The following is a 21,747-nucleotide window of genomic DNA, read 5'->3' as shown; positions in this document are numbered from 1 at the left end:
CCTGCCGCTGGAACGGCGGGAACGGAGCTTCGACCACGCGCAGGGGTCAGGCGCACTTGCCGGTGCCGACGGCGGCGGTGCGGGTGCGGCCCATCAGGGCGACGGTGGAGGCCTCGTCGGCGGTGACCGCGTAGCCCACGTTCGGGTCGTCCGCCGCCGCCGCGAAGATCACGCCGAGCACGCTGCCGTCCGCCGCGACCAGCGGGCCGCCGGAGTTGCCGCTGCGGACCAGGCCCCGGATGGTGTACACCTCGCGGGTCACCGTGCCGTCCTCGTAGATGTCCGGGCCGGTGATGTCGCCGACGTCGCGGACCCGCGCGGACTGCGCGTTGTACGGCCCGTCCAGCGGGAAGCCCAGCACGATCGCGTCCGAGCCGGACTTCGCGGCCGAGTTGGCGAACCGCATCACCGGCGCGTCCAGCGACGGCACGTGGATCACGGCGAGATCGCGCTCGGGGTCGTACACGACGACCTTGCCGGACAGGCGGGTGCCGTTGAGCTCGACCCGGATGGTCTTGGTGCCGGCGACCACGTGCGCGTTGGTCATCACGTGCTCGTCGGCGAAGACGAAGCCGGAGCCCTCGATGCGGCGGCTGCAGCTCGGCGCGCTGCCCAGCACCTTGACCACGGACTTCTTGGCGTTCAGCACGACCTGCGACCCGGCCAGCTTCGGATCCGGCGCGGGCACCTCCTTGACCTCCGTCGGCACCAGGTCGCCGAAGACCTCCGGGAAGCCGTTGGTGTCGACGGTCTCGCGCAGCGCCTCGGTCAGCGTCTTCGCCTCGCCGGGCATGACCTTGTCGATGGCCGTCAGCAGGCTGCTGGTGCGCACCGCCTTGGCCAGCCAGGGCTGGTCGGAGTCGCTGAGCGGCACCGCGACCAGCCAGGCCACCACGGCCACGGCCAGCACCGAGACGAGCGCGCCGCCCAGGTCGTCGACGGTCTGCCCGGCCCGGTTGGTGATGGCCCGGCGCAGCTTGCCGCCCCACCAGCCCGCCAGCGACTGGCCGAGCACGGCCAGGCCGAAGATCGCGATCAGCGACACCACCAGCTTGAGCACGGGGTCGCTGAGCAGCCCCGCGAGCAGCGGCCCGAGCTGCAGTCCGATCAGGGCGCCGCCGAAGAAGCCGGTGAACGACAGCACGCCCACCACGAAGCCCTGCCGGTAGCCGCTCACCCCGAAGAGCAGCAGCAGGAGCAGGAGGACACCGTCGACGATCGACATCGGCTCAGCCTACGGAAGGGACATCGGAGGTGCCACTAAGCGTGGCGGGCGCGGACGGCAGCGCCTCGACCCGGTCGGTGTTCCACGGCCGGGCCCAGCCGCCGAGTTCGAGCAGGGTGCTGAGCACCCCGGCGGTGAACCCCCAGACCAGCATCCCCCGGGCCTGGAACGCCGGCCCGATCCAGCCGCTGGAGTGGCGTACGCGCAGCCGGTGGGCCGGGTCGGCCAGCTCGGTCAGGGGCAGCCGCGCCACGTGCGCGACCTCGCGCGGGTCGTGCGCGCCGACCGGGTGCGGCGCGTGCCACCACGCCAGCACCGGCGTGACCAGGAAGTCGGTCACCGGGATCCACAGGGTCGGCAGCTGCGCCAGCACGGTGACGCTGGCCGGGTCGAGCCCGACCTCCTCCCACGCCTCACGCAGCGCGGTCGCGGTCAGGTCGGCGTCCTGCGGCTCGACCGCGCCGCCCGGGAAGGCCGGCTGCCCGGCGTGCGTACGCAGGGTCGCGGCGCGCTGCATGATCAGCACGTCCGGCCCCTGCTCGCCCTCGCCGAGCAGGATGAGCACGGCGGCGGGACGGCCGCCCTCGTCCGGCGTCGGGATGCGGGTGAAGTCGACGGCCCGCGCGGCGCGCACCCGCGTCAGCAGCGGCTCGAACCAGCCGGGCAGCCGCCCGTCGACCTGCTCGGCCGTCCCGGCCTGCTCGCTCATGCCCGCTCCAGATGCTGCTCGACCAGCTGCGACAGGGTGTCGTCGGTGAGCGCCACACCGCGGTAGACGGCGGCCCGGCCGTCGGCGCCGACGAGCAGCGTCAGCGGCAGGACGTTCTCGCCGAGCGCGGACTGCAGCGCGCCCGCGCGGTCGTACACGGCGGGCATGCCGGCCTTCAGCTCGTCGGCCAGCCACGCCGCGGCCGCGCGGTCGTCCTTGGTCACCACGCCCAGCACCGGCACCCGGCCGCTGTCGGCCAGCCGCTGGAAGGCGGGCAGCTCCTCCCGGCACGGCGCGCACCAGGACCCCCACAGGTTGATCACCAGCGGCCCGCGCAGCTCCTTCAGGCGCACGTCGTCGCCGCCCGCCAGGCACGGCAGGGCCAGGTCCGGCAGCGCGACGACGCGCAGCGTGCCCGCGGGCTGCGTGCGCGTGGGCAGCGTGCCCGCGGGCTGCGTGCGCGTGGGCTGCGTGCGCGCGGCACCGGTTTGAGCGCCGGTCCCGGTGAGCGGGGTGCAGGCCGCGAACGGCTGGGGGACCTCGGCGTCCGGTCGCGCCGCCGGCGAGCCGGTGCACCCGGCCGCGATGAGCGTCATCGCGGCCGCCGCGAGCGTGGCGGCGAGCCTGCCGTGGCGGGGCGAGAGCGGCCACCGGCGGCCGGGAGGGCGCACTTTCCCGGAAAGTGCGCGCTGCGCCGGCCGCCCGGCCGGGAGGCGGGGCGCGGAAGGGGTCATGCGGTGACTCCGGCCAGGGCGGCGATCTCGGCGACGCGGGGGCCCTTGAGCAGCTTCACGGCCTCGGCGGGGTCCACCGGGCCGAGGCCGTACGACGGGCACATGCCCGCCAGCGGGCAGGCGCCGCAGGCCGGCTTGCGGGCGTGGCAGACGCGGCGGCCGTGGAAGATCACCCGGTGCGACAGCATGGTCCAGTCGCGCTTCTCGACCAGCGCGCCGACCGCGTGCTCGATCTTGACCGGGTCTTCCTCCTCGGTCCACGCCCACCGGTTGACCAGGCGCTGGAAGTGGGTGTCCACGGTGATGCCGGGGACGCCGAAGGCGTTGCCGAGGACCACGTTGGCCGTCTTGCGCCCGATGCCGGGCAGGGTCACCAGCTGCGGCAGCGATCTCGGCAGCTCGCCGCCGAACCGGTCGACGAGCTGCTGGCCCAGGCCCATCAGCGAGGCCGCCTTGTTCCGGAAGAACCCGGTCGGCCTGATCATCTCCTCCAGCTCGACGCGGTCGGCCCCGGCGTAGTCGGCCGCGGTGCGGTACTTCGCGAACAGCGCCGGGGTCGTCTGGTTGACCCGCACGTCGGTGCACTGCGCGGACAGGACGGTGGCCACCGCCAGCTCCAGCGGGTTGGTGAAGTCCAGCTCGCAGTGCGCGTCCGGGTGGATCACGGCGAGCTCGCGCGCCATGCGCCGCACCCGTCGCTTGCGCGCCAGTTCCGTCTCGCCGTTCACCGCTACCGCCACGGCAGAGAGCCTACGTCGCGGGTGCCGAAATCGACCCGTCCGCGCTCACCACGGCGCCGTTCGCGCCGAAGTCCTCCTCGGTCATCTGCCGCAGCAGGCCCAGGGCGCGGTCCTTGGTGTCGGGCTGCGGGATGCCGTACGACCCGCTGAAGTAGGTGGAGTGGAACCTGCCGGACACGAAGCTGCCGTCCGGGTTCAGCGTCGCGTGCAGCACGCCGCCCCAGCCCACCCGGCCGCCGCTGCTGAGCTGCCCGCCGCCGGCGAAGTTGCCCAGGCTGTACGCGATCAGCCGGCCCTTGTAGAACTCCAGCCCGCGCACCACGTGCGGGCCGTGCCCGATGATCAGGTCGGCGCCGGCGTCGATGACCGCGCGGGAGAACGCCACCGGGTTGCCCCGGTTCTCGCCCAGGAAGGTCTCGGTGCCCGGCCGGACGTGGCTCTTGTCCGCGCCCTCGGCGCCCATGTGCACCTGCACCACGACGATGTCGGCCCGCTCCGCGGCCTTGGCCACGACCTTCTTCGCCGACGTCAGATTGATCAGGCTGTTGTTGCCCGAGTACGACGAGAAGCCCAGCACCGCGATCTTCACGCCCTTGACCTCGGCGATGGTGATCTGGTTGGTCTCCCCGGTGTGCTGCAGCCCGGCGGCCTCCAGCGCGCGCTGGGTGTTGTTGAACCCCGCCGTGCCGTAGTCCCGCGCGTGGTTGTTGGCCGTGTTGAGCAGGTCGAACCCGGCGTCCTTGAGGTGGTTGGCGTAGGACGGCGGCACCCGGAACTGGTGACAGTTGTTCTTGGGGGTCGGGCTGGCGCCGGGGCTGGGCGTCGCGGCCGGGTTCGGCGACGGCTTCGGCGGGCACTTGCCCGACCCGGTCTCCTCGGTGATCGGCTGCTCCAGGTTGCCCATCACCAGATCCGCGGGCAGCAGCGCCTTGATCTTGTCGAAGTATCCCTTGCCGTTGCGCGGCGGCAGGTGGCCCGGCGCGTCGCCCATGATGATGTCCCCGGTCGCGGACAGGCTGACGGTGTCGGCCGCCGGCGCGGCGGGTTCGTCCGTGGGCTGCGCGACGGCGCCCGTCGGCGGGTGCCACAGCGCCTCGGTCCCCTCGGCCGAGGAGTTGACGGCGGTGAGGCCGACTCCGGCCACTGTGACAAGAAGCACGATCGCACCCGCGGCGGAGACACCCCGGCGCGCGCGCAGCGCTCCCACGACCCGGTCCAGGATGGAGCGGGACGGGGTTTGCTCGGCGGGTGCGGGGGTATCGGGCGGGCTCAGGGGGTGTATGGACATCGCCGGGCACTCTACCCGCAGGTGCTGACGACCGGCACCGGTCGATGGCGCAGGATTCTGGGGGTTGGCGTCCGGTTGCCGCCTGTGTGCGCCTAGACTGACCTCGCGCGGCGTACGGGTAGCGACGAGTCAATCAACGGTGTGCCCACGCATCCGCGTCGATGGAGGGATGGCGATGGACGAGGTGCTGGCTCGCAGCGGAATCTTCCAGGGTGTCGACCCGGAGGCCGCCGAGGCGCTCGCGCGTGAGATGGAGACGATCGAGATCCGCAAGGGCGAGATCGTATTCAACGAGGGTGAGCCTGGGGACAGCCTCTATATCGTACTCTCCGGCAAGATCAAGTTGGGCCGACGCGCCGCCGACGGGCGGCAGAACCTGGTCTCCGTGATGGGGCCCTCCGACATGCTCGGCGAGCTGTCGCTGTTCGACCCCGGCCCGCGCACCGCCACCGCGACCGCGGTCACCGACGTGCGCCTGGCCCGGCTGCGCAAGCAGGCGCTGCGCCCCTGGCTGAACAACCGGCCGGAGATCGCCGAGCAGCTGCTGCGGGTGCTGGCCCGCCGCCTGCGCCGCACCAACGACGCGCTGGCCGACCTGATCTTCACCGACGTGCCCGGCCGCGTCGCCAAGAACCTGCTGCAGATGGCGGGCCGCTTCGGCACCCGCGACGGCGGCGTGCTCCGGGTGACCCACGACCTCACCCAGGAGGAGCTGGCGCAGCTCGTCGGCGCGTCCCGCGAGACGGTGAACAAGGCCCTGGCCGACTTCGCCTCCCGCGGCTGGCTGCGCCTGGACGGCAAGAGCGTCATCATCCTGGACCCCGAGCGCCTCGCCCGCCGGGCCCGCGTCTAGCCATACCGCCGCCTTCCGGCCGGCCCCGCCCTTCGCGGGACGGCCCCACCCAGCGGCGTCAGCCCTTCGGGGCGCGAACTCTTTGCCCTCGCGGCCCCAGGTGCTTCCTGGGGCCGCGAGTCGTTAAGCCATTCGGCCAGGGTGCCGGGGCCGAATGGCCGACGGCAAGAATGGTGCGAATCAGGACATTCCTGGGCATTTAGCCTGGTAGAAGTGTCGGGAACTGGTCTCAAACATGTCAGGCCCGGCAGGGCTTCGTTGGTCCGAGTGGTCGCGAACCTCGCAATTCAGGTGCGGCTAGACGTGTCCACAGTGACCGATCGTGCGGTGACCGATCGCCCGTGCCTGGGCGAGTGGACACCTCTCGCACCGCCTCGATCGGTCGGTCGGAAGTCTCCGACGATCGAAAGAGGTCCCTACCACTATGAACACGTGGGTTCGACGCTCACTGAAGGCCGGCGCTCTCACCGCCGGCGCGGTCATGGCCACCGGCACCGCCGCGTACGCCGAGGCCACGGTGATCAGTGCGGGCAACACCGGCATCCTCAACGGCACCCAGGTCTTCGCCCCGATCCAGGCCCCGATCAACCTCTGCGGCGTCGCCGCGAGCGTCGGCGGCAGCGCGATCGCGGGCTGCGAGGGCGGCAGCGCCGCCGAGCTCGAGGGCGTGTACGACGCCAAGCTGATCAGCACCAACAACCACGGCATCCTGAACGGCACCCAGGTGTTCGCGCCGATCCAGGCCCCGATCAACGTCTGCGGCGTGGCCGCGGGCGTGCTCGGCAACGCCGCCGCGTGGTGCGAGGGCGGCGCCTCCGCCGAGATCGACGGCAAGCACAAGCCCAAGCACCAGCACCACAACTGCGACCACCGCTGCGACCACGACGACCACGACGGCTACGGCGACCGGGAGTCGACCGAGTCCGGCGACCTGCTGGGCGGCCTGCCGCTGGTCGGCGGCCTGACCAACGGCGGCCTGCCGCTGGTCGGCGACCTCACCAAGGGCGGGCTCCCGCTCGTCGGCGACCTCACCAACGGCGGCCTGCCGCTGGTGGGCAACCTGACCAAGGGCGGCCTGCCGGTCGTCGGCTCGCTGCTGGGCGGCCCGAGCGTGGCCCGCGGCGCCGACGCGATCGACCTCGACTCGCTGGACGGCGTCGGCACGGTCGGCCGCTTCGACACCGAGAGCGACGACGTCGAGGCCAACCGCAGCACCGGTGGCAGCGGCGGCGGCAACGGCCACGGCTGCAACAGCGGCTGCGGCGGCAACGGCGGCGGCCACAACCACCACCCGAAGCCGCGGCCCAAGCCGCGCCCGCAGCCCTGCCCGGACCACGGTCACCACCACGACCACGGTCACCACCACGGCAAGGGCAAGGGCAAGGACGTCACGCTGATCAGCGCCGGCAACCACGGCATCCTGAACGGCACCCAGGTGTACGCCCCGATCCAGGTCCCGGTCAACGTCAGCGGCGTGGCCGTGGGCGTGCTGGGCGACGCGGTGGCCTGGAGCGTCGGCGGCGCCTCGGCGCAGCAGTAAGCGTCCGGCCTGCCGGCGGGCACGGGCCACGATGACTTTCACGTCACCGGCGGACCGGAACCGGCGAAACACTGCACCCGCCTCACCCCGCCGACAGGCCGGCACCAGCGCGCATCCCTTTCGCTGACAGATCTGCGCGCTGGCCACCGCACCACGAGGACGTCCCCCGGGACCGGGCACCCATCCAGCCCGCCCCGGGGGACGTCCTTCTGCGTTCACCCCTCGCCCCCGGCCGCCACTGCGTTCGCGCGCGCACCTCCGGCTCATCGCCGCTGCGTTCGCGCCCCTCGGCCCCGGCCCCGCCGCCCCCGGCCCGACCGCTCCGGGTCGCGCGCTCGCCCCGCCAGGCTCGCCCCCGACCCGCCCGGCCACGCCCCGCGACCTCGCCGGCCCGCCCTCCCTCGCGACCAGGTTCCCCCGCGGACGGTGACCAGCCCCGACGTCCGGAAGCCACCAGTCGAAGCCGCGCCGCGTCCCAGGGCTCAGAACGGGGACCGCACGTGAAGACTCGTGTCCTCAGGAAGGTTCGGAACGCCAAGACTCGTGCCCTCAGAACGGGTCTGAGGGCACGAGTCTTCGAACACGGCGACCCCGTGGTGGCGCCACCCGGAGGGCGCGGGGCGGGAGCGATGGAGAGAGCCGGGGGATGCGGGGACGCGCGGGTCAGGCGGGGGTGAGGACGGCGAGGAGGGCGCCGGTGTCGACGAGGACGCCGGGGCGCACGGTCACCGCCGCGACGACGCCGTCGGCGGGGGCGTGCACCGGGTGCTCCAGCTTCATCGCCTCCAGGGTCAGCAGCAGGTCGCCCGCGCCGACGCGCTGGCCGGGGGCGACCAGCACCCGCCCGACCGCGCCCGGCAGCGGGGCGGTCAGCGAGCCCTCCTCCAGCTCCTGCACCGGCACCGGAAAGCGGGGCAGCCGGCGCAGCGCGAGCGAGCCCTCGGCGCTGTCCACGTACGCGGTCTCGCCGACCTCGTGCACGTGCAGGGCCAGCCGGATGCCGGCCACGTCGAGCACCACCTCGTCGGGGGAGGCGGACAGCACCGCGACCGGCGGGTGGTCGTCGACCGGGCCGGCCGGGCCGAGACCGGCGAGGTCGAGCTCCTCGGGGTCGACGGCGCGCACCCACCACTGGGCCAGCGCGCCGGAGGCGTCGAGGCGGTAGCCGACCTCGACCGGACCGGCGGGGCCGTCGTACACCACGGTCTGCGCGACGGTGGGCACGTTGCGCCAGCCGGACGGGATGCCGCGCTGGACTCCGGCGGCGGCCCGGCGGCGGGCGGCGGCGGCCAGCGCGGCGGCCAGGCAGCTCAGCCGGACGGCCTCCACCGAGGACAGCAGCGGGGCGAACACCTCGGGCTGGCGGTCCAGCAGGCCGGTGTCGATCTGGCCGGTGAGGAAGGCGGGGTGCCGCAGCACGCGTACCAGCAGGTCACGGTTGGTCACCAGGCCGTGGATGCGGGTGCGGGCCAGCGTCCCGGCGAGCATGCGGGCCGCCTCGTACCGGGTGGGCGCCCAGGCCACCAGCTTGGCCAGCAGCGAGTCGTAGTGCACGCCGACCACGGTGCCGGGCTCCACCCCGGAGTCGACCCGCAGGCCGGGTTGCAGCATGGGCCGGAAGCGGGCCGAGACCTCGGGCACCTCGAACCGGTGCACCTGCCCGGTGGCGGGCAGCCAGTTGCTGGCCGGATCCTCGGCGCACAGCCGCACCTCGATGGCGTGCCCGCGCATCGGCGGCGCGGACTGGAACGGCAGCTGCCCGCCCTCGGCCAGGAACATCTGCAGCCGGACCAGGTCGAAGCCGGTGACGCACTCGGTCACCGGGTGCTCGACCTGCAGCCGCGTGTTCATCTCCAGGAAGTAGAACTCGCCGTCGGGGCTGAGCAGGAACTCGACCGTGCCGATGCCGACGTACCCGATGGCCTCGGCGACCAGGACGGCGGCGGCGCAGAGGTTCTCGCGCAGCTCGGGCGAGACGGCCGGGGACGGCGCCTCCTCGATGATCTTCTGGTGCCGGCGCTGGATGGAGCACTCGCGCTCGCCCAGCGTCACGGTGTTGCCGTGCTGGTCGGCGACCACCTGCACCTCGATGTGGCGGGCCTGCTCGACGTAGCGCTCGCAGAACACGGTCGAATCGCCGAACGCGCCGAACGCCTCCCGGCGGGCCGAGGAGACCGCCTCGGCCAGCGAGTCGGCGTCGCGCACCACCCGCATGCCCCGCCCGCCGCCGCCGACGGCCGCCTTGACCAGCACCGGGAACTCGTCCACCGCGGTCGGGTCGGTCCAGCTCGGCAGCACCGGCACCTCGGCCTCGGCCAGCAGCAGCTTGGCGTCGATCTTGGAGGCCATCACCGAGATGACCTTCGCGGGCGGGCCGACCCAGGTCAGCCCGGCGTCGGCCACCGCGGCGGCGAAGTCGGCGTTCTCGGCGAGGAAGCCGTAGCCGGGGTGGATCGCGTCCGCGCCGGTCTTGCGGGCCGCCGCGAGGATCAGGTCCCCGCGCAGGTAGGTGGCGCTCGGCGCGGACCCGGGCAGCTGCACCGCGTAGTCGGCCTCGGCCACGTACGGCGAGTCGGTGTCGGCGATCGAGTAGACCGCGACCGTCTCCACCCCCACCGCCCGGCACGTCGCGAAGATGCGCCGGGCGATCTCGCCCCGGTTGGCCACCAGCAGTCTGCGGATCATGACGCCACCTCACGCTCAGCCGCGCGACCCGGCGCGCCGCGGCGGGCCGCGGACGCGCTCACCGAAAGGCAGATGCCCAGCACGGTACGGGTGTCACGCGGGTCGATCACGCCGTCGTACGGCTCGTTGGACAGGTCACCCACCGGCCAGCCGAACCGGAAGCCCGGCCCGGCCAGCGCCCACGCGTCCGGCTCCGCGCCGAGCACGAGCGTCATCCGGTCGGCCTGGGACAGCGCGCGCACCAGCGGCGCGGACGCGTCGCCGGCCGGGTCGGCCACCGGGTTGGCCAGCACCAGCACCGGCACGCCCGCGTTGGCGGCCAGCCGGGCCAGCTCCACGCCCTTGTCCGCCGCCTCGGCGTCCACCGCGGCACCGGTGCCGGCGAGCACCCCGACCCGGTGCCCGTGCACCGCGCCGAACCCGGCGAGCAGCGCACCGCCCCGCTGGGGCCGGAACTCGTCCAGGTCGGAGCCGTCCAGCACGCGCGCCAGCACCTCCCGCGGCTCGGTGACCGCGCGCGGGTCGGCGCTGGCCACGGCGAGCAGCTCCTCGGCGTCGTAGCGCGGCGGCACCGCCGCCCCGGGCACCGGCCCGCGCTCGAAGGTGACCAGCTGCCGTACGGTCTGCCGCAGCACGCGCAGCGCGTCGCGCTCGTCCTCGGCCACCACGTCCACGCGTGCCGCGTCGGCCCGGCCGCGCACGGTGATCGCGTGGTCGGCCAGGTCGGGCAGCGGGGCGAGCCAGGAGTCCAGCGGGCCGAAGACGGCGCAGAGCACCGGTGACGCCATCCGGCTCAGCTGCGCGAAGCTCGGATCCGGCACGCCGGAGCGGCGCTGCTCGTCCTGGGTCGACTCGAGCAGCAGCACCAGCGGCAGCAGGTGCCGCCGGGCCAGCTCGACCGCGCGCGCGAACTTGCGCCGGGCCGTCGAGGAAGGCCCGCCGGCCCGCACCGTCGGGTCGTTGGCGATCAGCATGCACTCGATGCCGTCGACCACGCCGAGCGCGGTGACCAGGCCCGCGCCGGCCGCCTCGCCGACCTCCCGGCCGGCTGTCGCGGCCAGTTCCAGCAGCGCCGTGTCGCTGTCCACGAGCAGTTCGATGCGCTCGCGCGGCAGCAGCTTGCCGCGGGCGTGGTGTCGGGTCACCTCCTTCTCGCCGCCGCCGTCACGGGCTTGCCCGTGCGCCGTGTCGAGCGCTCGCAGTGCCGCCTGTGCCGTGCTTCGGTTGTCCAGGAAAGAGGGCGCGCGGGGGTCCAGCGCGGTGTCGAGGGTCGCCATGGGGAACCTGCTCTCCGTACTCCACCGCTTGTTGACACCAGAGCAACGAGTGGTTCTTGGAGGGCGACACGCATGCACGGCGCGTCGTGGCGCATTCCCCGAGGAGGGGTCAGCGGCCGAACAGGTTGTCGATCAGGTTCGTGAGGAAGCCGCGCTGCACCGGGACCGTGGGTGGGTCGACGTTCGCCACGTCCACCGTCGGCCGCTCCTCCTGGGCCGGACCGTCGAGGTCGACCGAGGCGAGCAGCTCCTCCAGGGCACGCGCGGTGGGGCGCCGCTCCGGGTCGTTGTCCATGCCCTGGCGCAGCACCGCGCACAGCGCCGCGGGCACCTCGGGCAGGTCCGGCACCGGCAGCGCGAACATCTCGATCAGCGTGAGCAGGCCCGGCGGGTGGTCGGGCTCCCACCGCGGCGGGGCGCCGCGCAGCAGGGCGTAGAGGGTGGCGCAGAGGGCGTACACGTCGCCGGGCGGGGCGGGCTCCGCGCGGCGGAACGCCTCCGGCGGCGCGTACGCCGGGGTCATCACGTCGAGCGTGATCTCCGGATCCCGTATCTCGGCCAGGATGGCCAGCCCGAAGTCGGCCAGCGCGGGCTCGCCGAAGTGGCTGATCAGGATGTTGGCCGGCTTGACGTCGCGGTGCACCACGCCGCGCTCGTGGGCGTCGGCGAGCGCGTCGGCGATCTTCACGCCGAGGTCGCGCACCTCGTGCGGGCGCAGCGGCATGCGGTCCTGGTACGACCCCGCGTACAGCTCCATGATCAGGTACGGGTGGTTGTCCTTGGTCACCCCGGCGTCGAACAGGTCGGCCACGTGCGGGTGGCCGGACATCTTGCCCGCCGCGCGCGCCTCCCGCAGGAAGCGGGCCCGGTCGCGGTCGCTGTCGATGGTGCGGTTCTCCACCTTGACCGCGACGTCGCGCCCGACCGACTCCTGCACCGCCCGGAAGATCGTCGCGTACCCGCCGACGGCGAGCAGCGACAGATCGGTGAGTCCGGGGATGTCCGGGAACGCGGTCGGGGTGTGCTTCACGCGCTAGACGGTAGCGCCTCGCCCTTCGCTCACGGCACCCCATGTCGCCAATGCAACGGCACGTTCGCTCGCCTGCTGCGTCCCCTCCGCGATCGAGCGGGCTCGCTCGGCCGCGACCAGCGCCTCCGCACCCCGCCCGGCCGCGTCGAGCGCGCGGGCGTAGGTGACCGCGGAGCGCACCCGGCTGCGCACGTCCACCGCGGGCAGCGACTCGGCCAGCTCGGCGGCGGCCAGCGCCTCCTCGACCTGCCCGGCGGCCAGCAGCGCGTCGGCGTACAGCGCCACGCCCTGGCGGCGGGAGTAGAGCATCGACGGCGCGTGCGGCGCGGCCGCGACCGGCGTGAGCAGGCGCAGCGCCATCGCCGTGTCGCCCGCGGCCAGCCGGGCCGCGCCCAGCAGCGCCCGCGGGCCCACCCGCGCCGGGTCGAGCACGCCGTACGGCGAGACCATGGTCAGCACCGAGCGCGCGTCCAGCTCGGCCGCCTCGGGGTCGCCCCGGTCCAGCGCGACGAAGCCGCGCACCGTGCCGGCCATGCCGACCAGCAGCGGGTGCCCGACCTTCTCGCCCTCCTCCAGCGCCTCGCCGAGCAGGTCCTCGGCGTGGCCGTACTCCCCCAGCCCGCGCGCCACCACACCGCGGGCGACCAGGGCGAACCCGCGCCCCCAGGTGTCCTTGGCGGCGGCGAAGTCGCGGTAGGCCCGGCGCGCCTCGCGGTCGGCCTCGCCCAGCTCGCCCAGCTCGGCGGCGGCGAACGCGGCGACCGCGCGCAGCGTGCCGACCGCCCACGCCTCGCCGACCCGCTCCCCGAAGGGCAGGAACACGTGCGCCAGCCGCAGCGCCTCGGTCAGCCGCCCCGACAGCAGCCGCGCGAACGCCGACGTGCCGCGCAGCCAGGCCCGGCCCACCGGGTCCTTGGTCTCGGCGAACAGCCGCGCGGCGCGGGCCAGCGCCGCGTCCGCGCCCGCGAAGTCGCCGCGGGTGGTGGTCACCCAGGCCAGGTTCTGCAGCGACCAGGCCTGCGACTTGCGGTCGCCCGCCGACACCGCGATCTGGTACGCCCCGGCGAACCGGCTGGACGCGTCGCCCAGCCGCCCGCCGAGGAAGTCGGCCATGCCCAGCCGGCGCATCGCCTCGGCCCGCTCCCCCGGCAGCTCGGCGTCGGTGGCCGTGGTCAGCGCCTCCGACCACAGCCGGTACGCGTGCTTCGGGTCGCCCTGGGCCACGTGCGCCCGGCCCGCCAGCAGCAGCGCACCGGCGCGGGTGCGCGGGTCCTCGGCGGCGTCGGCGACCAGCTTCTCCGCGTCGTGCAGCGCCTCGGCGATCCGGCCGTACTGCAGCAGCGAGCGCGAGTGCACCAGCCGGTCCGGCAGCGGCAGCGCACCGGGCGCCAGCCGCGCCGCGCGCTCGCCGTACCCGACGGCCTCGGCGGGCTCGCCGGCCTGGCCCGCGCGCCGGGCGGCCCGGCCCAGCGCCGCGATGCCCAGCGGCGCGACCTGCCGCGCGGGCACGTCCGGCCGCAGCCGGACCGCGTCGGCCAGGCGGGTCGCCCGCTCGGCGTGCTCGGCCACGAACGCGTCGCGCACCGCGTCGGTCACCCCGGACAGGCCCGCCACGGTCCGCCCCGATGACACCGTCACCGTCGGCTGGCCGGGCGCGGCCCACCGGGCCAGGAACGCGTGCCGGTCGGCGAGGTCGGCCTTGCCCACGCCGCCGTACGCCGCCTCGCGCAGCAGCGGGGTGGCGAAGGCGAACCCGCCCCGCACCCGGCGCAGCATGCGGCGCTGCAGCAGCTCGTCGACGGCGCGCTCCAGCTCGACCGCGACCACGGCGGCCGGGCGGCCGTCGCGGGTGGACCGGCGCTCGCGCAGCGCCTCCAGCGCGCCGGTCGGCACCGTGTCGCCGACCACGGCCGCGTCGCGCAGCACCGCGCGCGCCTCGGTGGGCAGCGCGTCGATGCGGGCCGCGAGCACCGCGGCCAGGTCGCGGGAGAGCAGCTGGGTGCCGAGCGAGCCGGGCGTCAGCCGCCACTGCGCGCCCGCCTTCACCAGCGCGCCCCGCTCCATCAGCAGCGTGGTCAGTTCGGCCAGGTAGAAAGGGTTGCCCTGGGCCGTGGTGAGCAGCCGGTCCTCGTCGGCCTGCGGCAGCCGGCCACCCTTGAGGTACGCGGTGAGCAGCCGCGCCGCGTCCGCGCCGCGCAGCGGCGGCAGCGTGTTCGCCTCGGCATCGGCGACCCGGGTGAGCTGCCCCGCCCGGCGCACCAGCTCGGGGCGGCCGAGTAGCAGCACCAGCACCGGGCCGGTCAGCTCCTCCAGCGCGACGCCGAGCGCGTCCAGCGTCTCCGGGGTGCCGTCGTGCAGGTCGTCCACGATCACGACCAGCGGCGACTCGGTGGCCAGCGCGTCCAGCAGCCGCGCCACGGCCACCGCCAGCGTCGCGGTCTCCCGGCCCGGCTGCTCCGGGTCGTCCCCGGACACCCCGTGCCACTGCGCCAGCTCGGTCGGGTCGGCGTAGCCGAGCAGCGACAGCAGCGCGTCCACGTCCACGCTGACCGGCTTGCCCGGCTCGCTGCGCTGGGTCAGCCTGGTCGTCAGCCGCCGCAGCCGCTCCTCGGCGACCTGCCGGGTGACCGCCGTCGCGGTGTCCGCGGGCAGGCCGATGGCCAGCCGCACCAGGTCCGACAGCGGCGCCAGCCGCCGGCGCTCACCGTACGCGGCGCAGCGCACCGACAGCACGCGCGCCTGCGTACGCGCCGCGAAGCGGCCGGCGCTCACCTCGTACCCGTTGGCGAAGCGCTCCACCTCGGCGGCGAACCGGCTCTTGCCGATGCCCGCCTCGGCCGTGAAGACCAGCACTCGCGGCTCGTCGCGGTCCACCACCTCGGCCAGCCGGCCGGCGACCCGGCCCAGCTCGGCCTCGCGGCCCACGAACGGGCCCTCCTCGCCCAGCCCCGCCCGGCTGCCCCGGGCGTCGTGCAGGCCCAGCAGCTCGTACGTCTCGACCGGCTCGCGCTTGCCCTTCAGCCGCAGCGGCCGCAGGTTGCGCCAGCCCGCCACGGACCCGGTCGCCGCGACCGTGCGCGCACCGGCGTAGACCGCGCCCACCGCGGCCGCGTCGGCCAGCCGGGCCGCGGTGTTCACCGTGTCGCCGATGACGGTGTACTCCAGGCCCGCCTGCACACCCGCGACCACCGGCCCGGTGTTGATGCCCAACCGCAGCCCGGTCGGGGCGCTGCCGCCCCGCTCGTCGTCCAGCACCCGGCGCACCGCGCGCTGCATGGACAGCGCGGCCCGCACCGCCCGCTCGGCGTCGTCCTCGTGCGCCACCGGCGCCCCGAACACGGCCATGATGCCGTCGCCGGTCAGCTTGTCCACGTGCCCGCCGAACGTCTTCACCGCACCGGCCAGCGCCGACAGCACCCGGTCGGTCACCGCGCCGACCCGCTCCGGGTCCAGCTCCTCCGACCACGAGGTGAAGTCGGACAGGTCGCCGAAGAGCACGGTGACGACGCGGCGCTCGGTGGCGGGCAGCGTCGCCGCCGCGGGCAGCGCCGCGCCGCAGTGGTGGCAGAACCGGGCCGCCGGCACCGGCACGGTCCCGCAGACAGGGCAGGTCATGACGCGTTCACAGCTCGCTCAACGTCTCGAGGTAGGCAAGTTGTGCCCGCACGGTCCACTCGGCCGCGAACCTGACGCCCGGGTCGACGTCGGCATAGACGACGTTCACGACATCCTCGGGCGTGCGCGCGCCCCGCTTCAGCGCCGCCCGCACCTGGTCGAGCCGCTCCAGCCGGTGTTCGCGCAGCCAGCGCGCCGCCGCCGCGCAGTCGGGCAGCACCGGCCCGTGCCCTGGCAGGCCGGGCACGGCGTACTCCGCCAGCACGTCCAGGCTCGCCAGGTATGCCCCCACGTCGCCGTCGGGCCAGGCCACCACGCTGCTGCCGCGGCCCAGGATGGTGTCCCCGGTGAAGACCACGCGCCGCCCGTCGCGCTCCGCGACGAAACAGACCGAATCGGTGGTATGCCCGGGAGTGGGCAGCACGGTCACCCAGTCCGGCGCCTCGCCGACGCTCGCACCGCTCAGCGCGAGCAGGGTGGTCACCCCGTCCACGTGGTCCGGGTGGCCGTGGGTGAACAGGATCCGGCGCACCGGCCCGTACTCCATGATCGCCTCGAGGTGGGCCAGGTCGTCCGGCCCCGGGTCGATGACGGTGCCGTCGTCGAGGAGCCAGGTGTTGGTGCCGTCGAGGGTCATCGGACCGGGGTTGGGCGCCCGCAACCAGGTCACCCAGTCCGGGAGAAGCTCCGAGTCCATCCGCGCCGTCATGCCGAGAACTCTACTGAGCCACCGGCCGCCGGCCACCCGCCGCCGCGGCCCGCCTCCCCTTTTATAGACGTTGGCCTATCTGGATGAAGAATTCTTGATCGAACTCATCCAGATAGGCCAACGTCTATGGCAAAACGGGTCAGTCGCGGACCTCGGCGATCAGCTCGACCTCGACCGGGGCGTTGAGCGGCAGCTCGCCCACGCCCACGGCGCTGCGGGCGTGCTTGCCGCTCTCGCCGAACACCGCGCCGAACAGCTCCGAGGCGCCGTTGATGACACCCGGCTGGCCGCTGAAGCCGGGCGCCGAGGCCACGAAACCGACGACCTTGACGATACGGACGACCTTGTCTAGGCCGACCAGCCATTCAAGTGCGGCCAGGCCGTTGAGCGCGCATCGGGCGGCGAGCTCTTTGGCCTGCTCGGCGCTGATCTCGGCGCCGACCTTGCCGGTCGCCAGGAGCTTGCCGTCGGCCATGGGCAGCTGGCCGGAGACGTACACGTGGTCGCCGGAGCGCACCGCGGGCACGTACGCCGCCACCGGCGGCACCACCTCGGGCACCTTGAGTCCCAGCTCTGCGAGCTTCTCGTACGGGTCAGACATCTTTGTCTCCTTCACCGCGGATCTCCACGGGTTCGCGCTCAGTCGGCCTTCGGCCGCTTCAGGTAGGCCACCAGCTGCTCCGGGTTGGGTCCGGGCACGACCTGCACCAGCTCCCAGCCGTCGACACCCCAGTTGTCGAGGATCTGCTTGGTCGCGTGCACCAGCAGCGGCACGGTGGCGTACTCCCACTTCGTCATGGGCATAACCTAACGTGCTCCCAAGATCTCGCTGGTCGATCCCTACTGCGAGGTCGTGCCGGGTGCGGTTAAGCTGAGCCGCCGCGGGGGCAGCCAGGTGTCGCGGCCTCGTCATGGAGACCAGGGGAGATCAGATGACCCAGCCGACCGACGACCAGCAGCCGACGGAGCCGCAGTCCTCGGGCCAGGGCGCCTACCCGCCGCCCGCCGACCCGTTCGCGTCCGCCGCGGTCACTCCGCCGACCGCGCCGCAGCCACCCGTGCCGCTGCCGCCGACCACGCCGGCGACGCCCACCCCGCCCGTGCCCGCGGCGCCGGCGACCCCGCCGCCGGCGGCCGCCGAGCCGACCCCGGCGCAGCCGACCCCCGTGCCGCCGACTCCGGCGCAGCCGGTGCCGCCGACTCCCGTGCCGCCGACCTCGGCGCCGCCTGCCCCGGTGCCGCCGGCACAGACCCCGGTCTCCGGCGCTCCCGCCCCCGTCTCGGGCACCCCCGCGCCCGGCTTCACCACGCCGACCGCCGCGTACCCGACCTCGGGACAGCCCGCGTACCCGGCCCCCGGCCAGCCGGCGTACCCGACCTCCGGCCAGCCCGCGTACCCGACCTCGGGGCAGCCCGCCTACCCGACCTCGGGACAGCCGGCCTACCCGGGCCAGCCGGCGTACGCCGCCCCGGGCCAGCCCGGCTACCCGGGTGCGCCGTACCCGGGCATGCCCGGCGTGCCCGCCGCGCCGGCGAAGAAGAGCAAGGCGCCCCTGGTCATCGGCATCGTGCTGGGCGTCCTGCTGCTGCTGTGCGGCGGCGGCATCACCGCCTGGGTGCTGCTGAACCGCAACACCGAGGGCGTCGGCGCGGCCACGGCCAAGGACGCCGCGACGACCTTCCTCACCAAGGTCTACAAGGACGGCGACGCGGCCGGCGCGGAGAAGGTCGTCTGCGGCGACGCGCGCGACCGCAAGGAGATCGAGGCCAAGATCGCCGAGATCAAGGCGGAGAAGGACAAGCTCAAGGGCCCGAACTTCACCTGGGAGACCCCGAAGATCTCCGGTGAGACGGCGACCGAGGCCACCGCCGAGGTGACCGTCAAGCTGGTCACCAGCGACGAGAAGATGTCCGAGCAGAAGCTCACATTGATCCTCGTCAAGCACGAGGGCTGGTTCGTCTGCGAGGTGAAGTAGTCACCTGGCACCATCGAGGGGTGCTGAACGACTTGTACGACGGGCCGGCCCAGGGACGCGGTGCACGTGACACCGCCTGGCCGGCCCGTCTGCATGTGGTGACGGGCAAGGGCGGGGTCGGCAAGACCACCGTCGCCGCCGCGCTCGCCTTCGCCCTGGCCGCGCGCGGCCAGCGGACGCTGCTGGTGGAGGTGGAGGGGCGGCAGGGTCTGGCGCAGCTGTTCGAGCTGGAGCCGCTGCCGTACGCCGAGCGCCGGCTGCCCGACGCCGGGGTGGACGTGCGCCTGCTCGCCGTCGACCCGGAGGAGGCGCTGCTGGAGTACCTGGAGCTGTTCTACCGGATGGGCGCGGCCGGGCGGGCGCTGCGCAAGCTGGGCGCGATCGACTTCGCCACCACGGTGGCGCCCGGGCTGCGCGACATTCTGCTGACCGGCAAGGTCAAGGAGGCGACGACGCGCACCGACGACAGCGGCCGCCGGGTGTATCGCGCCGTCGTGCTCGACGCCCCGCCGACCGGCCGGATCGGGCGCTTCCTGAACGTGACCGCCGAGGCCGCGAAGCTCGCCAAGCTCGGCCCGATCAAGTCGCAGAGCGAGGGCGTCGCCGCGCTGCTGCGCTCGCCGATGACCGCGGTGCACCTGGTCACCCTGCTGGAGGAGATGCCGGTGCAGGAGACCGCGGACGCGCTGCGCGAGCTGACCGCGCTCAACATCCCCGTCGGCAAGGTCATCGTCAACTGCGCCCGCCCCCCGCTGCTGGCGGGCGCGAGCCGGCTCACCCAGGCCGAGCTCAAGCGCGGCCTCGTCGCAGCGGGCCTGCCCGACGATCGGCGTACGGTGACCGCCCTGCTCTCCGAGGCGAAGGACCACCAGGCGCGGCACGCGCTGGAGCAGGAGCTGCGCGGCGAGCTGGACGCGCTGCGCCGGCCCGTGGTGGAGCTTCCGCTGCTGCCGGACGGGGTCGACACGGCCGGTCTCCAGCACCTTGCCGAGCTGCTACGCGACGCCCCTTAGGCTGGGCTCATGCTCGACTTGGACGCCCTGCTGGCAGACCCCGGCGTACGCATCGTGGTGTGCTGCGGCTCGGGCGGGGTCGGCAAGACGACCACGGCTGCCGCGCTGGCCCTGCGTGCCGCCGAGAAGCACGGGCGGCGCACCGTCGTGCTGACCATCGACCCGGCCCGCCGGCTGGCGCAGTCGCTCGGCCTCACCGAGCTGGACAACACGCCGCGCCCGGTGGAAGGGCTGTCCGGCGACGGCGACCTGCACGCCATGATGCTGGACATGAAGCGCACCTTCGACGAGGTGGTGCTCACCCACACCGCGCCCGAGCGGGCCAAGGAGATCTTCGCCAACCCCTTCTACCAGGCGATGAGCTCGACGTTCTCGGGCACGCAGGAGTACATGGCGATGGAGAAGCTGAGCCAGCTGCGGGCCACCGACCGGTGGGACCTGATCGTGGTGGACACCCCGCCGTCGCGCTCGGCGCTGGACTTCCTGGACGCGCCCGCCCGGCTGGGCCGGTTCCTGGACGGCAAGATGCTGCGCCTGCTGATGGTGCCCGCGAAGGCCGGCGGCCGGAGCGTGTTCAACCTGGTGACGGCGTCGTTCGGGGTGTTCTCCAAGGCGGTGCAGCGGATCCTGGGCGCGCAGCTGCTCAGCGACCTGTCCGGCTTCGTGTCGGCGCTGGACTCGACGTTCGGCGGCTTCCGCGAGCGCGCCGACCGGACCTACCGCGTGCTGCAGGACCCGCAGACGGCGTTCCTGGTGGTGGCGGCCCCGGAGCCGGACGCGGTGCGGGAGGCGGCCTACTTCGCCGAGCGGCTCGGCGCGGAGCGGATGCCGCTGGCCGGGCTGGTGCTCAACCGGGTGCACCGCTCCGAGCTGCCGGAGCTGTCCGCCGCCGAGAGCGCGGAGGCGGCCGAGAAGCTGGCCGCCGAGCACGCCGAGCACACCCTGACCGCCCAGACGCTCGAGGTGCACGCGCTGCTCATGCGCCAGGTGGCGCGGGAGACCGAGGTGTCCACCGGGTTCACCGACGAGTTCCCGCACGTGCCGGTCGCGTACGTGCCCGCGCAGCCGACCGACGTGCACGACCTGACCGGCCTGCGGGAGATCGGCGCCGCGCTGGCGGCCTGAGTCTCCGCAATTCGCGGCGGACGCGGGGTCCGGTCGCCCGTAAGACCTCAGCCCCGGCCACGGAAGGTGACTGCGCCTGAGGCCGTGCTCAAGGCAGCTGGGAGAGAACACGCCCTTCGCGCCGCGGGAACGGCGCGAAGGGCGTGATTGTTCGCAAATCAGACGTCAGACCCGGACCAGCTCGCGGCGGTCCTGCTCCTGCATGGCTACCTCGAAAGCGCGCTTCCAGCTCGCCACGTGCGGGTGCCGGCGCAGCAGTGCGCGGCGCTCCCGCTCGGTCATGCCGCCCCAGACGCCGAATTCGATGCGGTTGTCGAGTGCGTCCGCCAGGCACTCGTACCGCACCGGGCAGCCGCGACAGACTCTCTTGGCGATGTTCTGCTCCGCGCCCTGAACGAACAGCGCGTCCGGATCACCGTTCCGGCACGCCGCGAGACTGGGCCAATCGTTGACCATGCCCATGTGTCCACGTCCCCCCTGACGTTCCCTCACCGCTCGCGACCTGCCCGTCCCCACGGGTGATAAACCCACGGAAACCGAGCACATCCCCCCGATGGTTCCCCCGAACCGACGCGAACGGTGTGCGTTACTCGCCCGCCCATCATGCTCCGTAGTCAGACGATTACGCAACGTTGTCAGCCAAAATGGCGGAAAAAGGTCGTTACCTGCGCTGAGCCAGTCCTGAGCAGGGAGGACGCGTGCCGGAGCGACACTCGTGCGGGAGGGCCGCGGACGGGGGTCCGCGACCCTCCTCGGAGCGTCGCAATGCGAGTAACGGGGCGGCCGCGGCGTCCGGGGGGACATCTCACGGCCGGGCAACGCAACCACACGCCAGGGGTCGTGCGTCTTGGACAACGAACGCATACCCGGGACGGTTGCGGGCGCGGGAGACCTCTTCCCCCGCGACGGGCGCCCGGGCTGCCCACCTGGCACGGTGCGGTCCGCGAGGACGAAACCTGCTCACGTAACCTGAGGCGGTGACCCTGATGCGCAAGCGCGACCACAACCTCCTGGCGAACGCCGCATCGCTCCTGATTTGCGGCTTGCTGGCCGGAGTGGTCGTCGCCGCGGCCGCCTTCCCCGCCGTGGCGATGTCCGGATTGGCCGCCAAGGCCGCGGGTGACGCCTTCGGCCAGCTCCCCGACGAGCTGACCGTCAAGCGCTCCCCCCAGATCAGCTACCTGTACGCCTCCGACGGCAAGACGCCACTGGCCACCATGTACGACGA

18 protein-coding genes and 1 pseudogene are annotated in these 21,747 nt (G+C 73.9%); 6 read left to right on the top strand and 13 right to left on the bottom strand.

The genetic code is table 11. The features are described from left to right. Nucleotides 1-46: 46 nt before the first annotated feature. The 5 genes from AB0J67_RS24995 to AB0J67_RS24975 form a co-directional block, all read right to left on the bottom strand. Nucleotides 47-1,225 carry a MarP family serine protease gene (locus tag AB0J67_RS24995; protein ID WP_363485864.1) on the bottom strand — a complete coding sequence of 393 codons (1,179 nt, stop codon included), beginning with the start codon at nt 1,223-1,225 and terminating at the stop codon, nt 47-49. A gap of 4 nt (nt 1,226-1,229) precedes the next feature. Further along, nucleotides 1,230-1,934, bottom strand: a complete 705-nt coding sequence (locus AB0J67_RS24990; protein WP_363485863.1) for a CoA pyrophosphatase — start codon at nt 1,932-1,934, stop codon at nt 1,230-1,232. Next, nucleotides 1,931-2,530, bottom strand: a complete 600-nt coding sequence (locus AB0J67_RS24985; protein WP_363485862.1) for a TlpA disulfide reductase family protein — start codon at nt 2,528-2,530, stop codon at nt 1,931-1,933. Before AB0J67_RS24985 ends, AB0J67_RS24990 begins: the two co-directional genes overlap by 4 nt. Nucleotides 2,531-2,664: 134 nt before the next feature. Further along, on the bottom strand, nt 2,665-3,408 hold the full coding sequence (gene nth, locus AB0J67_RS24980; RefSeq protein ID WP_363485861.1) for an endonuclease III: 744 nt from the start codon (nt 3,406-3,408) through the stop codon (nt 2,665-2,667). A gap of 10 nt (nt 3,409-3,418) precedes the next feature. Then, nucleotides 3,419-4,696 carry a CapA family protein gene (locus AB0J67_RS24975; protein ID WP_363485860.1) on the bottom strand — a complete coding sequence of 426 codons (1,278 nt, stop codon included), beginning with the start codon at nt 4,694-4,696 and terminating at the stop codon, nt 3,419-3,421. Nucleotides 4,697-4,871: 175 nt separating this feature from the next. Between AB0J67_RS24975 and AB0J67_RS24970 the strand changes: the two genes are divergently transcribed. Continuing rightward, nucleotides 4,872-5,549 carry a Crp/Fnr family transcriptional regulator gene (locus tag AB0J67_RS24970; RefSeq protein WP_120317442.1) on the top strand — a complete coding sequence of 226 codons (678 nt, stop codon included), beginning with the start codon at nt 4,872-4,874 and terminating at the stop codon, nt 5,547-5,549. 424 nt (nt 5,550-5,973) lie between these two features. Beyond that, complete coding sequence (locus AB0J67_RS24965) at nt 5,974-7,089, top strand: chaplin family protein (protein WP_363485859.1); 1,116 nt, start codon at nt 5,974-5,976, stop codon at nt 7,087-7,089. A gap of 663 nt (nt 7,090-7,752) precedes the next feature. Here AB0J67_RS24965 and AB0J67_RS24960 read toward each other — a convergent pair. The 7 genes and pseudogenes from AB0J67_RS24960 to AB0J67_RS24930 all read right to left on the bottom strand — a co-directional run bounded on the left by AB0J67_RS24960 (nt 7,753) and on the right by AB0J67_RS24930 (nt 17,203). Further along, nucleotides 7,753-9,774 carry a biotin carboxylase N-terminal domain-containing protein gene (locus AB0J67_RS24960; RefSeq protein WP_363485858.1) on the bottom strand — a complete coding sequence of 674 codons (2,022 nt, stop codon included), beginning with the start codon at nt 9,772-9,774 and terminating at the stop codon, nt 7,753-7,755. Beyond that, nucleotides 9,771-11,051: a carboxyl transferase domain-containing protein gene (locus AB0J67_RS24955; protein WP_363485857.1), complete on the bottom strand. Its 1,281-nt coding sequence runs from the start codon at nt 11,049-11,051 to the stop codon at nt 9,771-9,773. The genes AB0J67_RS24960 and AB0J67_RS24955 overlap by 4 nt, the downstream gene beginning before the upstream one ends. Nucleotides 11,052-11,271: 220 nt before the next feature. Further along, nucleotides 11,272-12,051: pseudogene (locus AB0J67_RS24950) on the bottom strand (serine/threonine-protein kinase); the annotation flags it as partial. 33 nt (nt 12,052-12,084) lie between these two features. Beyond that, nucleotides 12,085-15,696, bottom strand: a complete 3,612-nt coding sequence (locus AB0J67_RS24945) for an adenylate/guanylate cyclase domain-containing protein (protein ID WP_363485856.1) — start codon at nt 15,694-15,696, stop codon at nt 12,085-12,087. A 7-nt stretch (nt 15,697-15,703) separates the two neighbouring features. Continuing rightward, the gene (locus AB0J67_RS24940; RefSeq protein ID WP_363485855.1) at nt 15,704-16,405 is read right to left on the bottom strand and encodes an MBL fold metallo-hydrolase; all 702 of its coding nucleotides are present in this window, start codon (nt 16,403-16,405) and stop codon (nt 15,704-15,706) included. Nucleotides 16,406-16,544: 139 nt separating this feature from the next. Further along, nucleotides 16,545-17,006, bottom strand: a complete 462-nt coding sequence (locus AB0J67_RS24935; RefSeq protein WP_363485854.1) for a RidA family protein — start codon at nt 17,004-17,006, stop codon at nt 16,545-16,547. Between the two features lie 38 nt (nt 17,007-17,044). After that, nucleotides 17,045-17,203: a hypothetical protein gene (locus AB0J67_RS24930; RefSeq protein WP_363485852.1), complete on the bottom strand. Its 159-nt coding sequence runs from the start codon at nt 17,201-17,203 to the stop codon at nt 17,045-17,047. 134 nt (nt 17,204-17,337) lie between these two features. On the opposite strand from AB0J67_RS24930, the gene AB0J67_RS24925 reads away from it, so the two are divergent. The 3 genes from AB0J67_RS24925 to AB0J67_RS24915 are packed head-to-tail and all read left to right on the top strand — an operon-like array spanning nt 17,338 to nt 20,519. Further along, a complete protein-coding gene (locus tag AB0J67_RS24925; RefSeq protein WP_363485851.1) occupies nt 17,338-18,381 on the top strand; it encodes a hypothetical protein in 1,044 nt (347 codons plus the stop codon). A gap of 23 nt (nt 18,382-18,404) precedes the next feature. Then, a complete protein-coding gene (locus AB0J67_RS24920; RefSeq protein ID WP_363485869.1) occupies nt 18,405-19,394 on the top strand; it encodes an ArsA-related P-loop ATPase in 990 nt (329 codons plus the stop codon). Between the two features lie 9 nt (nt 19,395-19,403). Continuing rightward, complete coding sequence (locus tag AB0J67_RS24915; RefSeq protein ID WP_363485850.1) at nt 19,404-20,519, top strand: ArsA-related P-loop ATPase; 1,116 nt, start codon at nt 19,404-19,406, stop codon at nt 20,517-20,519. 165 nt (nt 20,520-20,684) lie between these two features. Here the strand turns inward: AB0J67_RS24915 and AB0J67_RS24910 are convergent, their stop codons facing one another. Continuing rightward, nucleotides 20,685-20,981, bottom strand: a complete 297-nt coding sequence (locus AB0J67_RS24910; protein ID WP_144119751.1) for a WhiB family transcriptional regulator — start codon at nt 20,979-20,981, stop codon at nt 20,685-20,687. A 524-nt stretch (nt 20,982-21,505) separates the two neighbouring features. Here AB0J67_RS24910 and AB0J67_RS24905 point away from each other — a divergent pair. Then, nucleotides 21,506-21,747: hypothetical protein (locus AB0J67_RS24905; RefSeq protein WP_363485868.1), on the top strand; the 242-nt coding region annotated here is incomplete at its 3' end.

The sequence above is a fragment of the Catellatospora sp. NPDC049609 genome, from assembly GCF_040675365.1.
GTDB lineage: Bacteria > Actinomycetota > Actinomycetes > Mycobacteriales > Micromonosporaceae > Catellatospora.
Note: the sequence above shows the minus strand (reverse complement) of the source record. Positions and strands in the feature narration are given on the sequence as shown.

What these genes read in the sequence shown, in the direction of transcription:
- AB0J67_RS24970 (WP_120317442.1), top strand. Translation starts at nt 4,872, where the DNA reads ATGGACGAGGTGCTGGCTCGCAGCGGAATCTTCCAGGGTGTCGACCCG.
- AB0J67_RS24925 (WP_363485851.1), top strand. Translation starts at nt 17,338, where the DNA reads ATGACCCAGCCGACCGACGACCAGCAGCCGACGGAGCCGCAGTCCTCG.
- AB0J67_RS24965 (WP_363485859.1), top strand. Translation starts at nt 5,974, where the DNA reads ATGAACACGTGGGTTCGACGCTCACTGAAGGCCGGCGCTCTCACCGCC.
- AB0J67_RS24930 (WP_363485852.1), bottom strand. Translation starts at nt 17,203, where the DNA reads ATGACGAAGTGGGAGTACGCCACCGTGCCGCTGCTGGTGCACGCGACC.
- AB0J67_RS24915 (WP_363485850.1), top strand. Translation starts at nt 19,404, where the DNA reads ATGCTCGACTTGGACGCCCTGCTGGCAGACCCCGGCGTACGCATCGTG.
- AB0J67_RS24935 (WP_363485854.1), bottom strand. Translation starts at nt 17,006, where the DNA reads ATGTCTGACCCGTACGAGAAGCTCGCAGAGCTGGGACTCAAGGTGCCC.
- AB0J67_RS24910 (WP_144119751.1), bottom strand. Translation starts at nt 20,981, where the DNA reads ATGGGCATGGTCAACGATTGGCCCAGTCTCGCGGCGTGCCGGAACGGT.
- AB0J67_RS24955 (WP_363485857.1), bottom strand. Translation starts at nt 11,051, where the DNA reads ATGGCGACCCTCGACACCGCGCTGGACCCCCGCGCGCCCTCTTTCCTG.
- AB0J67_RS24940 (WP_363485855.1), bottom strand. Translation starts at nt 16,405, where the DNA reads ATGACGGCGCGGATGGACTCGGAGCTTCTCCCGGACTGGGTGACCTGG.
- AB0J67_RS24995 (WP_363485864.1), bottom strand. Translation starts at nt 1,225, where the DNA reads ATGTCGATCGTCGACGGTGTCCTCCTGCTCCTGCTGCTGCTCTTCGGG.
- AB0J67_RS24985 (WP_363485862.1), bottom strand. Translation starts at nt 2,530, where the DNA reads ATGACGCTCATCGCGGCCGGGTGCACCGGCTCGCCGGCGGCGCGACCG.
- AB0J67_RS24975 (WP_363485860.1), bottom strand. Translation starts at nt 4,696, where the DNA reads ATGTCCATACACCCCCTGAGCCCGCCCGATACCCCCGCACCCGCCGAG.
- AB0J67_RS24945 (WP_363485856.1), bottom strand. Translation starts at nt 15,696, where the DNA reads ATGACCTGCCCTGTCTGCGGGACCGTGCCGGTGCCGGCGGCCCGGTTC.
- AB0J67_RS24990 (WP_363485863.1), bottom strand. Translation starts at nt 1,934, where the DNA reads ATGAGCGAGCAGGCCGGGACGGCCGAGCAGGTCGACGGGCGGCTGCCC.
- AB0J67_RS24960 (WP_363485858.1), bottom strand. Translation starts at nt 9,774, where the DNA reads ATGATCCGCAGACTGCTGGTGGCCAACCGGGGCGAGATCGCCCGGCGC.